This window comes from Formosa sp. A9 (genome assembly GCF_051200825.1).
Lineage (GTDB): Bacteria > Bacteroidota > Bacteroidia > Flavobacteriales > Flavobacteriaceae > Formosa.
The window spans coordinates 2587085-2600763 of sequence record NZ_CP195158.1 but is presented as its reverse complement, the minus strand read 5'-3'; the positions used below and the strand labels follow the sequence as shown (position 1 = coordinate 2600763).

At 37.2% G+C, this 13679-nt stretch carries 14 protein-coding genes; all 14 read left to right on the top strand.

The window, feature by feature from the left end:
* Positions 1–28: 28 nt before the first annotated feature.
* The 14 genes from ACR9EA_RS11490 to ACR9EA_RS11425 all read left to right on the top strand — a co-directional run bounded on the left by ACR9EA_RS11490 (position 29) and on the right by ACR9EA_RS11425 (position 13621).
* Positions 29–1498, top strand: coding sequence for a RagB/SusD family nutrient uptake outer membrane protein (locus tag ACR9EA_RS11490; protein WP_435133068.1), 1470 nt, complete (start codon positions 29–31; stop codon positions 1496–1498).
* Between the two features lie 34 nt (positions 1499–1532).
* Positions 1533–2492 carry a PKD domain-containing protein gene (locus tag ACR9EA_RS11485; protein ID WP_435133066.1) on the top strand — a complete coding sequence of 320 codons (960 nt, stop codon included), beginning with the start codon at positions 1533–1535 and terminating at the stop codon, positions 2490–2492.
* A gap of 6 nt (positions 2493–2498) precedes the next feature.
* Positions 2499–3410 (top strand): polysaccharide lyase family 7 protein, encoded by a 912-nt coding sequence (locus ACR9EA_RS11480; protein ID WP_435133064.1) that lies wholly within the window; start codon positions 2499–2501, stop codon positions 3408–3410.
* A 131-nt stretch (positions 3411–3541) separates the two neighbouring features.
* Positions 3542–4243, top strand: coding sequence for a FadR/GntR family transcriptional regulator (locus tag ACR9EA_RS11475; protein WP_435133061.1), 702 nt, complete (start codon positions 3542–3544; stop codon positions 4241–4243).
* 238 nt (positions 4244–4481) lie between these two features.
* A complete protein-coding gene (locus ACR9EA_RS11470; RefSeq protein WP_435133059.1) occupies positions 4482–5768 on the top strand; it encodes an MFS transporter in 1287 nt (428 codons plus the stop codon).
* A 27-nt stretch (positions 5769–5795) separates the two neighbouring features.
* Positions 5796–6560, top strand: a complete 765-nt coding sequence (locus ACR9EA_RS11465; RefSeq protein ID WP_435133055.1) for an SDR family NAD(P)-dependent oxidoreductase — start codon at positions 5796–5798, stop codon at positions 6558–6560.
* Between the two features lie 330 nt (positions 6561–6890).
* Complete coding sequence (locus ACR9EA_RS11460; RefSeq protein WP_435133052.1) at positions 6891–7913, top strand: PfkB family carbohydrate kinase; 1023 nt, start codon at positions 6891–6893, stop codon at positions 7911–7913.
* A gap of 4 nt (positions 7914–7917) precedes the next feature.
* Positions 7918–8583 carry a bifunctional 4-hydroxy-2-oxoglutarate aldolase/2-dehydro-3-deoxy-phosphogluconate aldolase gene (locus ACR9EA_RS11455; RefSeq protein ID WP_435133050.1) on the top strand — a complete coding sequence of 222 codons (666 nt, stop codon included), beginning with the start codon at positions 7918–7920 and terminating at the stop codon, positions 8581–8583.
* A gap of 357 nt (positions 8584–8940) precedes the next feature.
* Positions 8941–9438, top strand: a complete 498-nt coding sequence (locus tag ACR9EA_RS11450) for a DMT family transporter (RefSeq protein WP_435133047.1) — start codon at positions 8941–8943, stop codon at positions 9436–9438.
* 295 nt (positions 9439–9733) lie between these two features.
* On the top strand, positions 9734–10279 hold the full coding sequence (locus ACR9EA_RS11445) for a hypothetical protein (protein WP_435133045.1): 546 nt from the start codon (positions 9734–9736) through the stop codon (positions 10277–10279).
* 21 nt (positions 10280–10300) lie between these two features.
* Positions 10301–11209, top strand: coding sequence for a tyrosine-type recombinase/integrase (locus tag ACR9EA_RS11440; RefSeq protein ID WP_435133042.1), 909 nt, complete (start codon positions 10301–10303; stop codon positions 11207–11209).
* The gene (locus ACR9EA_RS11435) at positions 11199–11867 is read left to right on the top strand and encodes a hypothetical protein (protein WP_435133039.1); all 669 of its coding nucleotides are present in this window, start codon (positions 11199–11201) and stop codon (positions 11865–11867) included. Before ACR9EA_RS11440 ends, ACR9EA_RS11435 begins: the two co-directional genes overlap by 11 nt.
* A 116-nt stretch (positions 11868–11983) precedes the next feature.
* Positions 11984–12415: a hypothetical protein gene (locus tag ACR9EA_RS11430; RefSeq protein WP_435133036.1), complete on the top strand. Its 432-nt coding sequence runs from the start codon at positions 11984–11986 to the stop codon at positions 12413–12415.
* 93 nt (positions 12416–12508) lie between these two features.
* A complete protein-coding gene (locus ACR9EA_RS11425) occupies positions 12509–13621 on the top strand; it encodes a Fic family protein (RefSeq protein WP_435133034.1) in 1113 nt (370 codons plus the stop codon).
* The last annotated feature ends 58 nt before the right edge of the window (positions 13622–13679 follow it).

The window sequence follows — 13679 nt, the reverse complement described above, 5'->3', positions numbered from 1 at the left end:
GCCTTAAACGAATTAACAATAAAAGATTATGAAATACTTAAAATATATAGCCGTTGTTTTAATAGGAAATATTTTGGTGTCCTGTAGCGATTATTTAGAGCCTACACCAAGTTCTTCTATTACAACCGACAATTATTATACTAATGCCGACGAATTAGAAACGGGATTGATAGGCGTTTATGCCGCTATTAAAGGCATTAACAGTAGTGGAAAAGACGACAATCACGGTGTGCAATGGGAATTTTATGTTACCGAAATGCGCAGCGATAATACAAGTACAAAAACTCCAGATTCTGAAGATGCTTCCGATGCTGGCCAGTTAGAAAGTTTTTCTACACTTACTACAAATAACTTTGTATTAAACTATTACACGAGCTTTTTTCAGGTAATTTACAGAGCCAATGTTATTTTAGATCACATCGATGTTGTAGAAGACGAAGATAGAAAAGCCGCTATTGCAGGCGAAGCTAAATTTTTAAGAGCACATGCTTACTTTAATTTAGTAAGACTATTTGGCGATTTGCCATTAATAGATCGCGTGGTGTCTCCGTCGGATGTCGAAACACAGTTTACCAGAGTAGACACTAATAGCATTTACGACCTAATAGTATCAGACCTTCAAGATGCTATCACTGGAATAGATCCATCGCAAACCTACAGAACTAGAGCCTCTGTAGCAGCTGCGAAGGGCTTATTAGCTAAAGTATATTTAAGTTTAGAAACCCCTAACTACACGCAAGCCCAAGTGTTATGCGAAGAGATTATCAATAGCGGGCAGTTTAGTTTAGAATCTGATTTTTACGATGTGTTTTATACCGAAGATAATTCGGAAACCATGTTTGCTATAGGGTACAACAGCAGCATTCAGGATAATAGTCAGATTTTTTCTGCCGAATGGATGAATGCAGTAGGGCATACCAGTGGTGTAAATTACGGAACAACAGATTTGAAAGCTGCAGTAGATGAATACGGCGGAAATAGAATAGAGCATACCTATAGAGAAGACCCATTAACGCTTTTTGGAGGTACTATACGCTACCAATGTACCAAGTATTTCCCTGATGGAGAATCGGGTGGAAGCGACGGACAAACCTTTACCGGGTTGCCACAATTGGCAGGTAACGATTGGATTGTTTTACGCTATGCCGATGTCTTGTTAATGCATGCCGAAGCCATTATGGCTGGAGCTTCAGAAACAGGTAATAGCAATGCTATTAATTCGTATATGGCAGTTAAGGAAAGAGCTGGTTTCGACCCAATAGCCGATCGTCCAAACGCATTAACCAAAGCAGCTTTATTGGTAGAGCGTCGCGTGGAGTTTGCTTTCGAAAATCAAAGACTATTCGATTTATTGCGTTTTAATGTCGCGCAATCGGTACTCTCTGCTTTCGCTGCTGCAAATAATTTCAATTTTGCATCTACAGATTTATTGTTACCAATTCCTCAAAACGAAATTAATATTAGTCAAGGTGTAATGAAGCAAAATCCAGGCTACTAGTTCAACCTTAAACAAACTAAAAACAAATAAAGACATGAAAACAAACAGTAACCGTAAAGGACTTTTAACAAGCATAGGAAAGTATGCTATGTTAGGTGTGCTTGGTTTGGTAATATCGTCTTGCGATCCTACGCTTGATGCTTTTTCATACGATTTACCAGAAGCCAATTCTAAAGAAGACCAAACACCGCCAGCAGCTAGTTTTACTGCTACCGAAACCGCTAACTATTTAGAATACGAATTTTCGAACACATCATCAAGTGCTACAGACTATGTTTGGGATTTCGGAGATGGTAATACTGCAACAAGTTTAGATGGTTTTAATGCATACCCAGACGAAGGTGTTTATACTGTAACACTTACTGCCACAGATAAACTAGGAAAGTCCGATACCTTTTCAATGGAAATCGAAGTTGTAGAACCAGAGGTGCCAGCAGCTATAATTCCAGATATTTTAAATGGCGATTTTAACGATGGACAAGATTTTTGGAAATCAGAATCGTTTACAGGTGGTAATACCAATCCGTTTAATTCTAGTTCTGATGGTTCGCCATTAAACTACGACGGATCGGATAATGGCTCAAAAACGCCTGGCGCAAAATGGACGCAGTCTACTTCGGCAGGTGCTTATTTAAGTTCTAGCACACGTTATGCTTACCAGTCTATTACTGTTACTCCAAATACGCCGTATGTATTAGAGTACGAATACGCCATAAAAACACCAGACGAGCAAGATGGTATAGCGCCAGGTGGTAACCGAATTATAGGCGAGATTCTTCCTGGACATTTTACAGATGGTGCAGATGCAGTAGTGGTGTCTAACGAAGGACCTTTAACACAAATTATCGGTTCGGAAATTAATGGAAAAGGAAATTTTGTTGTAGCAAAATCGGTGTTTACTTCTAACGCTACAGGCGAAATCTCTATTTGGATTTATGCCGTAACCGATGTCGATGCTTATGTAGACAACGTAAAAGTATATCCAGTAAACTAATTGTTTATGAAGCAATGTTCTAAATACATATTAGGGGTAATAATATTGTGTTTTTTCTCCGTTGCAACTGCTGGTCAGGCACAGACCAGTGGTGCAATGGAGTCTTCTAAAACCGAAAAAAAGAAAAAAAAGAAGAAGAAAAAATACAAGTTGCCAAAAATCGATTTAAGCCATTGGAGTGTGACTACACCAGAGTTAAACGCTAAGGGGAGGGCCATGAATATAGAGCCGCCAGAAATTTTAAACTATGCGACCGATCAACGCTTAATACCTTACATGTATAACGACTCTACAAACGGAGCATTGGTGTTTTATGCATTTCCGAGTGAAGCGACAACAGCCAATACTAAATACACCCGTTCGGAATTAAGGGAGCAAATGGTGCCAGGTGATAATAATACCAACTGGACTTTTGCGCAAGGCGGGTATATGAAAGGCGAACTTGCCATGGAGGAGGTCTCTAAAGCTACCGATGGTAAATACCATAAAGTAATTATTATGCAAATTCACGGCAGATTAACTAATGAACAACGCGATTTAATTGGTCAGAAAGACAATAATGCCCCTCCAATTTTAAAAATATATTGGCAGGACGGTAAAATACGTGTTAAAACCAAGGAACTTAAAAATTTAAGTGCCACAAACGAGGAGATTTTACATGAAGATGCCTGGGATGACGATAAAGGCTTCACTTTTAATCAGCATGTGGGCTTTGGTAAGTTTACTTTAGAAGTTAAAGTAACTGATGGGAAAATGGTAGTGATTTTAAATAAAAATGAATATGCGGTTTACGATAGCATTCACATGAAACGTTGGGGCGTATTCGAGAATTATTTTAAGGCTGGTAACTATTTTCAATCGCGAGATGAAGGTGCTTATGCAAAAGTTAAGTTTTACAAATTAGAAGTTACGCATTAAGGTTTAAGTAAATAGCAACAGTATGTACCGATATTTAAAAAATCAATTTAATCACAAGTAATTTGTCAAAAGTTTTTTATTTTTATCAGATTATAGCTGGTTAACCAGTTTTTTAAATAAATTACAAAAACATGAAGTTAGAAGTCCTTATTAAGAGTGATAATCAAGAGGTTCAAAATCAAATCATCGCTAAAATTGGTGAGTTGATTAATTTAAAAAATTTAGAACCTGGCGATAAATTGCCATCGGAACGTATGTTGTCTGAAAAGTTTGAGGTGAGTAGAAGTAATGTGCGGGAAGCCATTAATAAATTAGAGTTTTACGGCTTGCTAAAGTCTATACCACAAAGCGGCACTTTTGTTGCCGATATAGGAGTAATTGCCATGAACGGGATGATTGCTGATATTTTAAGGTTGGAAGATCCAGATTTTAAATCGTTGGTAGAAACGCGTATTCTGTTAGAGCTTAAAATTGTAAAATTGGCTGCGTTAAGACGTACAAAAGAAGATCTTATTCATATAAAATCGGCTTTAGATGCTTACGAAGAAAAAGCGTCACAAGGTTTGGATGCGGTACAGGAAGATTTGTTGTTTCATCTAGCTATTGCCAATGCTAGTGGTAACAGTACATTAAATACATTCATGTTAAAGATTACGCCAGAAATAATTACAAATTTTAAAAAGTATCATGTTTGCGACGATAGTTTGTCCTTATCGGCGATAGATGAGCACAAGGCGGTTTACGAAGCGATAAAAGCAGGAGATCCGCAGTTGGCAAAAGATAAAATGAAAGTACATTTTAAAGCATTATATCAATATTGCTATAATATTTAAATACAATTATGAAACTGGAAGGTGCACGATTTTAGTTTCATAACACGTAAAATAACATATAAGGAAGGGAAGTAAATTATAGTCTTCACAACGTTTTTAATAAGTGTTTAAAAGCGTAAAAAGTCACCATGTTTACTATCAATTAAGTACATCTTGTAGTAAAATCCAGTATTTGGTTTTTATATACGAACAGGAGGTGTATGGTTTAGACTTTCCTTTAAAAAATAGAATTATAAAGATGAAAATTAAAGGATTACGGTGGTTTATTATAGGTTTAATTTTTTTGGCAACAGTCATAAATTACATCGACAGAAGTGCCTTAAGTATTATGTGGGGTAGTGAAGATTTAGAGGGTTCTATCTCGCACTCCTTAGGTTTAGATAAGCGCGATTACGGGCATATTTTAAACATATTTATGGTGGCTTATGCGTTGGGGCAACTGTTTTCAGGAAAGCTTTTCGATAAGGTTGGTACTAAAATAGGTTATGTACTTAGTATTGGTATTTGGAGCTTATCGACCATATTCCATTCTACTGTTAGAGGGTTTGTATCCCTAGCCTTTTTTAGAACCACACTAGGTTTGTCCGAGGCAGGGAACTGGCCAGGAGCCGTTAAGAGCAATGCCGAGTGGTTTCCTATAAAAGAACGCGCCATTGCACAGGGGTTATTTAATGCAGGAGCATCAATAGGTTCTGTAATAGCACCATTATTAATATCGGCATTGTTTGTAGCCTATGGATGGAAAACAACGTTTATATGCATAGGTACTATGGGTTTGCTATGGATCATTCCGTGGTTGATTTTTCAAAAAGCAGGGCCTGAAAAACATCCGTGGATTTCCGAAGAAGAAAGAAAATACATTCTAGAAGGGCAAAGCCAAGCCGATAGAGAAGCAACCGACGATACTAAAGGTTTAAGCTTAAAACAAATATTATCGTATCGCGAATCGTGGGCCATAGTTGTTGGGCGTTTTTTCTTAGAGCCTATTTGGTGGCTGTTTGTGGGCTGGATGCCAATTTACCTGTTCGATGTGTATGGCTTTAACGTTAAAGAAGTAGGGCTGTTTACTTGGGTACCTTATGTGGGGGCAGCTATAGGTAGTATTGCAGGCGGTTACGTGTCGGGTAAAATTATAGCGAAAACCAATTCTATAGATAAAGGCCGAAAAATAACCATATTAATTGGTGGTTTAATTATGTTTTTAGGCTTGATAGCCACCGTGCTGTTTGGTACGACTGCCGAACGCTTTGTAGCCATAGTTTTTGTGGTGTTATTTGGGTTTCAATTTGCCATCGGTAATATACAAACCTTACCTAGCGATTTGTTTAACGGTAAAAACGTTGGGTCTTTAGCCGGTTTAGGCGGCATGGTAGGTGTATTTTCGGTAATCATCATGAACTTTATTGTGCCTATCGTGGCCGAAGTGTCTTACACCCCAATATTTATTGCCATTGCACTGTTTGTGCCTCTGGGTATTGGAGCGATATACTATTTCGCTAGAACCATTCAATTAGTAGAAAAATAAATCAATATAAATTAAAATTATAGAACAATGAGTGAAGTAAAAGATAAAGTAGCTGTAGTTACTGGAGCAACTGGTGGTATTGGCTTTCAAGTAGCCAAACGCTTAGGAAAGGATGGATATACCGTAGTTTTAAATGGTATAGACGACGAAGCTGGGCTTAAATGTGTTGAAGATTTAGCAGCCGAAGGTATTACTGCAGAGTACTGGGGTTTTGATGTAACCAACGAAGAAGCGGTAAACACAAACATTACTAAAATTGGTGAAAAATTCGGGAAAATAGACGTATTGGTTAACAATGCAGGCGGTTTAGGCGGTCGTTCTAGATTTGAAGACATGACTACCGAGTTTTACAGATTTGTAATGGCCTTAAATTTAGATTCTGTGTTCTTCGCTTCTAGAGCAGCGATTCCTTTCCTTAAAAAAGGAGACAACGCCTCTATTATTAATTATACCTCTATCGCAGGATGGAATGCAGGAGGGCCAGGTGCTGGTGTTTACGGAACATCTAAAGCAGGGGTGCACGCCTTAACACGTGCCCTAGCTAAAGATTTGGCAGAATATGGTATTCGTGTAAACGCCGTTTCGCCAGGGACTATAGATACGCCTTTCCACGCACAAATTAAATCGACTAAACCAGAGGTGTTTGCTTCATGGAAAAATAACATCCTTTTAGGGAAATTAGGACAACCAGAAGAAGTGGCTTCGGTAGTATCGTTTTTAGCAAGTAAAGATGCGTCGTTCTTAACAGCTGAAACTATTCAGGTAACTGGTGGTCAAGGTTTAGGTATTTAATAACCGGTAACGCATATACAATAAATAGTTTGTTGAGCCAACACTGTTGGTTTGTTTTTCACTTTGTTAGTATGGATGTAATCCAGCCAATCAAAAATAGACTTTAGTATCTGTAAAGGTGCATTGTTTGGTTTTTAGTTTGTAATGTGAGTTTGTTAAAAAAATCGATATTGAGTTAGTGTTTTTAGTTTGAATAATTCAATAATAACAATGTCACCCTACGATACTAAAGTTTTTTGATTGGATTTTTACGAATACAGAGGCACAAGTTACAGGAGGCAAATACAAAGATGATAAAGCTAGACTAAGGTCGGGCTTAAAAAAAATGATATGAGTAAAGTAATTACATTTGGTGAGATCATGTTGCGTTTGTCTACCGAACGGTTTTTAAGGTTTTCTCAGGCATCTAATTTTCAGGCCACCTATGGGGGAGGAGAATTTAACGTTGCTGTGGCCTTAGCCAATTTTGGTTTAGATTCGGCATTTGTAACACGTATTCCAAATAACGATATAGGAGCATGCGCATTGCAAGAAATGCATAAAAAGCAAGTGGGTACGGAGCACGTGGTGGTAGAAGGCGATAGATTGGGCATTTATTTTTTAGAAACAGGTGCTGGTACACGTAGCAGTAAAGTGGTTTACGACCGAGCCAATAGCGCTATGGCTACCATTACGGATGATACTTTTGATTGGGAAGAGATTTTTAAAGACGCTAAGTGGTTTCATTGGAGCGGTATTACACCAGCCATTTCCCAAAGTGCTGCCCAAGTGTGTTTATTGGCCGTTAAAGCAGCTCATAAGCGAGGTATTCCTATTTCAACCGATTTAAATTATCGATCTAAATTATGGCAATATGGTAAACAACCGCACGAGGTTATGCCAGAATTATTGCAGTATAGTACAATAATTTTAGGCGATTTAGATACGGCAAATTTCATGTTAGGAAAGCCAAAACTGAATCCAGATTACGAGCTTACCAAGGCCCTGCCAGAGGGGTATAAGCAAGTGTTTTCGGCGTGTAAAAACTTAAAATATATGGCTACCACCTTACGCTACTCTGTAGGTGCATCGCACCAACGTATAGGCGGTATTTTGTATGATGGAGAGACCTTGTATCGCGGACAAGTAAAAGACGTTACACCAGTTGTAGACCGTGTGGGCAGTGGCGATGCTTTTATGGGCGGATTGATTTATGGTTTAATACAATCGGCAAACGATCACCAAAAAGTTATAGATACTGCTGTTGCCTGTTGCTGTTTAAAACACACCATATTTGGCGATTATAACTTAATTACCTTAAACGACGTAGAACAATTTTTAAGCGGAGATCTTTCTGCTAAAGTATCTAGATAAATATATGGCACAATTTACAAGAATAGAAGTAGCTCAAGTTATGAGACAAACAGGTTTAGTTCCTTTGTTTTATAATAAGGATGTTGAAATCAGTAAAAGATTATTAAAAGCATGTTACGATGGAGGTGCTCGTGTAGTTGAATTCACGAGTCGAGGAGATTTCGCTCATGAAGTATTTGAGCAATTAATAAAATATTCTATAGCTGAACTTCCTGGAATGATTTTAGGTGTAGGATCGGTAACCGATGCCGCAGCAGCATCTTTATACTTACAGCTGGGAGCAAATTTTATTGTTACGCCAGTATTACGGGAGGATATTGCAGTTGTATGTAATCGGAGAAAAGTTTTATGGTCTCCCGGCTGTGGTACTTTGACGGAAATTGCTAGAGCAGAAGAATTGGGATGTGAGATTGTTAAACTGTTTCCTGGAGATATTTATGGTTCCCAATTTGTTAAGGGGATTAAAGGACCACAGCCATGGACCTCTATTATGCCAACTGGAGGGGTGTCTCCAGATATTGAAAATCTTAAAATGTGGTTTGAAGCTGGCGTGACATGTGTGGGAATGGGATCTAAGCTTATGGTGAAAAATCCTAATGGAAATTTTAACTACGAAGAAATTGAAAATTTAACTAAGGGAGTACTTGAAAGTATAAAATTATTTCGTTAAAAGTGCTATTTGGATTACATTAATGGAATTGACTATATTTTCCGTTATTCTATATTCAAGGATTCAATTAAATTGATATAACCATAAGTATTCCTTTTCCTAACAAACTTTTTAGATAAAGGTCATTAATAATTGGTAATACGGATGCATATAAAAGCCATTCAGTATATGCTGATAAGTACTCTTGCATTTTCAGCTTTAAATACCTTTCAGGATTTAATGTGTATCAAATAGTATTTTTTAGGTCCTTAGGATCTTTATTTTTTACTATTCCTTTTTTAGTTAAAAAAACAGATTCCCTTTGTAGGTAATAAAAAAGGGCTTTTGGTTTTGAGAAGTTTGGTTGGGTTAATTTCAATGGCCCTATTTATTGCTTCTGTAAAATTATTACCTATGAGGACAGCTGTATCTATACGTTATATAGCTCCTATTTTTGCTACATTTTTTGCTGTTCTGTGGCTAAAAGAAAAGATGAAACCTAGACAATGGCTATTCTTTTTAATTGCTTTTATAGGAGTTTTGATTCTTAAAGGTATTGACAGAGGATCAGATTTTCTGGGCTTGATATATGCTATTGGATCTTCAATTTTTGCCGGCCTAGCTACCCTATATTTTTGGATTCCTCCAAAGGGAATTGATTGGTTAATTTTCGCTAGTTTGGGTGTTTTTGGTTACGCCGCTCAATTGTATATGACAAAGGCTTTCCAAGCGGCTGAAACAAATGAAGTGGCACCTTTAAAATATGCCGAAGTAATATTTACAATGTTAATTGGGTTAGTTTGGTTTAATGAAATTTACACCTTATATAGTCTATTGGGAATCTTTTTAATTGTAATAGACTCAGTTTATATTTGATGGTGAAGTAAATTAGGTTTACTTTTTTTATTTTATATTATTGATTAATTATTTTTGAATCTATTAGATCTTTCCTAAATTGCATCATCAAAATTTGTTAATCTAAGAAGTTAAAACTGCATACGGTTTTGCATACGGTTTTAAAAAAGTATAGGCTGTGAACCCCAGTAAATGCGTTTCAAAATTCATTTTCGAGGAATTCATAACCCAGAGGTCCCGAGTTCAAATCTCGGTCTCGCTACAAGACTTAAAGTTCTAATGTTAAACGGTTTAGTTCGCGCTAAACCGTTTTTTTATGTCCATATTAAATGAATTACTTACATTTGATCTTCAAAATGAACACGATTTAGAACACGATTTGATTAAAAAACCCCAATTTTCCACCCCAAAAATTTACAATGCCAAGGGAGATTTAAGCAAACGCTGGTACGTTTATTTCTCTTACCGAAACCCAAAAACGGGTAAACTGGAGCGCATGAAAAATATTTATGGTAAAGTCAATTACTATAAAACCAAGGAAGATCGCATGACGGTCTTATCCAAATACCGCAGCCGACTTGTTAAATTATTAAAAGCAGGATTTAATCCCTTTGAAGATAATACAGAATTATATCAGTCCAGACTGGCCAAAAAACAGGAATCAGAAGTTCCAAAAGTAAAGGCTGTTATAGAACGGCAACCAGAAGCGGAAACTAAACCAGAACCCGTAGTTGAAAAGGTGGGACCTGTACTGGAGATGGTGGAGATGGAGGATGAAACAGTTGTACCAGCTAAAATTGAAAATCAGGAAACCGTTGTATCTGTCGAATCCAAACCAGAAGAAAGTCAGGAACCGGAATAAACACTGGAAGAAGATACAGGGATGCCTGTACAGGAAGCTCTGGAATATGGTTTAAAACTGAAAGGGAATATGGTAAAAGCAAGCACACTTCAAGGTTATACCTATTCCATAACACATTTTGTGAACTGGTTGGAGGAGCATCATCCACATATAAAAGGCATCAATCAGGTGAATAAAAAAGTGGCGCAGGAGTTTTTAAATGCCATTTTGCTATCCACGAGTTCAAGAAGCCGAAATAACAATCGTTTAAACTTGAGTAGTATCATGCAGCTCTTAGAAGATAATGATATTATGACGGTGAATCCGATGAAGAAAATAGCGGTGCTTAAAACGAAGCCGAATCGGAATAAAACCTATACCAAGGAAAAGCAGGAAGAAATTTTCAAATATCTAGAAGAAAACGATCCGATATTGCTTTTGTATATCAAATTTGTGTCCTATAACTTTTTAAGACCAGTTGAGGTGAACCGTTTACGGGTAAAAGATATTAACCTGAAAAGTAAAACGCTGGAATTCGAAGCCAAGAATAAGGTGTTTAAAACGAAATTAATACCAGAGATTTTACTGAATGATCTTCCTGACTTATCAGGAATGGAACCCGATAACCTTCTATTTACACCAGAAAAGCTAGGAGGTGAGTGGGAAGCCTCGGAAACTAACCGCAGAGATCATTTTTCAAAACGGTTTAAAGGTGTTAAAGACCATTTTGGACTGGATGGGAATTATGGCTTATATAGTTTCCGACATACCTTTATCACCCAACTATATCGGGCTATGGTAAAGAACTCAACGCCTTTTGCAGCCAAGAGTGCCCTTATGGAAATTACAGGACATACCACTATGGATGCTTTAGAGAAGTATTTAAGAGATATAGATGTAGCTTTACCAAAAGATTATTCACACTTATTACAAACGGCTAATGACCAATAGCATTTTTGAAACCATAAGGTGTAACCTGACCAGGGTATATATTTTTTACATCCCTACTTCCCGTTGGGAGCTGGTACAGGATACCATTTATAAGGATACTGTTCCTAAAGAGCTTTTAGATACTGTTGTGTTTTTGGATAAAGAGCAGAAGACTACAGCAGACGTTTCAAAATTTCAAAAATTTCATTTTGCAGAAAAGGGACTCATTTTTGATGAAACCATGTTTATGCTGTTGGATGCAAAAGAAACACTAAGTGCAGCACAATTCGATCACCTGTTTAAGAAATACTGGGAACATCTCGATAGTTTTACTTTTATCGCACAATGGATGCACGAGAATATTCACACGTGCTTTGTCGCTCCAGAAGAATCAATAGTTTCGTTATTTGCGTTGCAACGCCAGTGTTTTGTAAAACATCATGAGTTGATGGTTCAAAAATATGGACAACCAGAAGGCAATAGCTGGATGGACGATTGGAGGAACAAGATCCATACTAAGGTTACTGTACCTGTAAGTTTACCAGACTTTCAGAAGAAGGAAACCAAAACTTTACCAGTGCCGAAAGCAAAACAACCTGTTAAAAAGAAGCAAGAATTGATCTCGGATGAAGAGGTGGATGCTTTGTTATTGGAAACAGTATTTCATGTTACACTCTAAACAAGAATAGGAGAGAGCAGAATGTGAAATTGGTTACAAAAGTAACCAAGAAGAATAGTGAATTCTCGAAAAATCAAAAATAAACGTCAAACGTGCGTTAATTTTACGTTTAATTTATGGAAAACGAATTTTACACCTGTAAGTATTGCTTTGAACAATTTAAGCCAAAACGCCGTCGTGCACAAAAATATTGCAGTAATACCTGCCGTTCAAAAGCCTATCATTCCAGAAAAATAAAGCCGAGTATTGTACCAGTTCGAGAAGATGTCAAGGTGCCCGATATGATGCCCCAGCCTAAGCAAAAGGTGGAAGCTGTAAGTGCTCCTGGTGTGATAAATTCAGCATTGGGAACAGCTGCTGTAGATGGTTTAAAGGCCGTCTTTACCCCAGAAAAACAAAAGCATGCCACAAAAGGAGATTTAGATGTTTTAGCATCTAAGATTACAGGAAGATATCATTTGGTGAAAAATATGAAAGCCTTAGCTGATGGCAGAAAACCGTTTTATGATATGGAAACAGGGCAGGTTGTGTATTTGTATGTGAGATAAAATTTCACATTAAAGTTTTTTTGAGCCAATTAGCAACTTCTTATAGCTCAAAAAATGATTATATTTGAGCTATAAAATTGTAAAATATAGCTCATGATGCGCAAAATTTGGAATTGGCAGAAGAAAGAATGGCCTAATTTTACCTATAAAGAGGACAGATTAAAAGCCTTAGAATTTCAGTTTTCTAAAAATATAGGAACAGTTTTAGGGGCATTTAAACATGTTGGTGATGATGAGCGCGAGCAATTTATAATTGAGATCTTATCCAGCGAAGCCCTTAAAACTTCTGAAATCGAAGGGGAGTATTTGGATCGCGACAGTATTCAATCATCTATCAAAAGAAATCTGGGATTGCGTGTGGATAAACGCAAAGTGCCTCCAGCCGAATTTGGTATTTCAGAAATGATGGTTGATCTCTATAAAAATTACAATACAGCGCTTACACATCAGCAATTGTTCGATTGGCATAAGATGTTAACCAATGGACGAAGGGATTTAGTGGATATAGGTCGCTATCGTACCCATGAAGATCCGATGCAGGTGGTTTCTGGGAGACTTGATAAACCAACGGTGCATTTTGAAGCTCCGCCCTCCAATGAAATGCAAGAAGAAATGGAGCAATTTGTAAGCTGGTTTAATGCCGTTCACAATCCAAATAACAATGAAGTTTTACCACTTGTAAAAGCAGGGATAGCACATTTGTATTTTGTAAGTATCCATCCATTTGAAGATGGTAACGGACGTATAGGTCGTGCTTTGGCAGAAAAGTCCATCTCTTTAAGTGTTGGCGAGCCTGCTTTAATTTCTTTATCTAAGACTATTGAGGCAAACAAGAAATTGTATTACGATGTATTAGAACAGAATAACAAAACCTGTGATATTACAGATTGGTTGGTTTATTTTGGAGAAACAATATTAGAGGCACAGCAGGACACTCTGAAATTGATAGACTTTATAATTGAAAAAGCTAAGTTTTTCGATCGCTATGCCAACCAGATGAATGAACGTCAGCTCAAAGTTGTCAACCGATTATTTGCGGCAGGACCTCAAGGGTTTATTGGAGGTTTGAGTGCTGAAAATTATACCCGTATTGCAAAAACATCCGCTTCTACAGCAACCCGTGATTTAAAGGATTTGTTAGATAAAGGAATATTAACAAAGACTGGTGCCTTAAAAGGAACGCGGTATTGGTTGAATGTAAAGTGATTTTATTTAGAAAATCATATTCTTATTTATTCTCAGGACAGAACAGGATGTTGATTTG

Excerpts from the sequence above, each read along its gene's own strand:
- ACR9EA_RS11465 (WP_435133055.1), top strand. The coding sequence starts at position 5,796 with ATGAGTGAAGTAAAAGATAAAGTAGCTGTAGTTACTGGAGCAACTGGT.
- ACR9EA_RS11445 (WP_435133045.1), top strand. The coding sequence starts at position 9,734 with ATGTCCATATTAAATGAATTACTTACATTTGATCTTCAAAATGAACAC.
- ACR9EA_RS11455 (WP_435133050.1), top strand. The coding sequence starts at position 7,918 with ATGGCACAATTTACAAGAATAGAAGTAGCTCAAGTTATGAGACAAACA.
- ACR9EA_RS11490 (WP_435133068.1), top strand. The coding sequence starts at position 29 with ATGAAATACTTAAAATATATAGCCGTTGTTTTAATAGGAAATATTTTG.
- ACR9EA_RS11435 (WP_435133039.1), top strand. The coding sequence starts at position 11,199 with ATGACCAATAGCATTTTTGAAACCATAAGGTGTAACCTGACCAGGGTA.
- ACR9EA_RS11475 (WP_435133061.1), top strand. The coding sequence starts at position 3,542 with ATGAAGTTAGAAGTCCTTATTAAGAGTGATAATCAAGAGGTTCAAAAT.
- ACR9EA_RS11485 (WP_435133066.1), top strand. The coding sequence starts at position 1,533 with ATGAAAACAAACAGTAACCGTAAAGGACTTTTAACAAGCATAGGAAAG.
- ACR9EA_RS11470 (WP_435133059.1), top strand. The coding sequence starts at position 4,482 with ATGAAAATTAAAGGATTACGGTGGTTTATTATAGGTTTAATTTTTTTG.
- ACR9EA_RS11425 (WP_435133034.1), top strand. The coding sequence starts at position 12,509 with ATGATGCGCAAAATTTGGAATTGGCAGAAGAAAGAATGGCCTAATTTT.
- ACR9EA_RS11430 (WP_435133036.1), top strand. The coding sequence starts at position 11,984 with ATGGAAAACGAATTTTACACCTGTAAGTATTGCTTTGAACAATTTAAG.
- ACR9EA_RS11480 (WP_435133064.1), top strand. The coding sequence starts at position 2,499 with ATGAAGCAATGTTCTAAATACATATTAGGGGTAATAATATTGTGTTTT.
- ACR9EA_RS11460 (WP_435133052.1), top strand. The coding sequence starts at position 6,891 with ATGAGTAAAGTAATTACATTTGGTGAGATCATGTTGCGTTTGTCTACC.
- ACR9EA_RS11440 (WP_435133042.1), top strand. The coding sequence starts at position 10,301 with ATGCCTGTACAGGAAGCTCTGGAATATGGTTTAAAACTGAAAGGGAAT.
- ACR9EA_RS11450 (WP_435133047.1), top strand. The coding sequence starts at position 8,941 with ATGGCCCTATTTATTGCTTCTGTAAAATTATTACCTATGAGGACAGCT.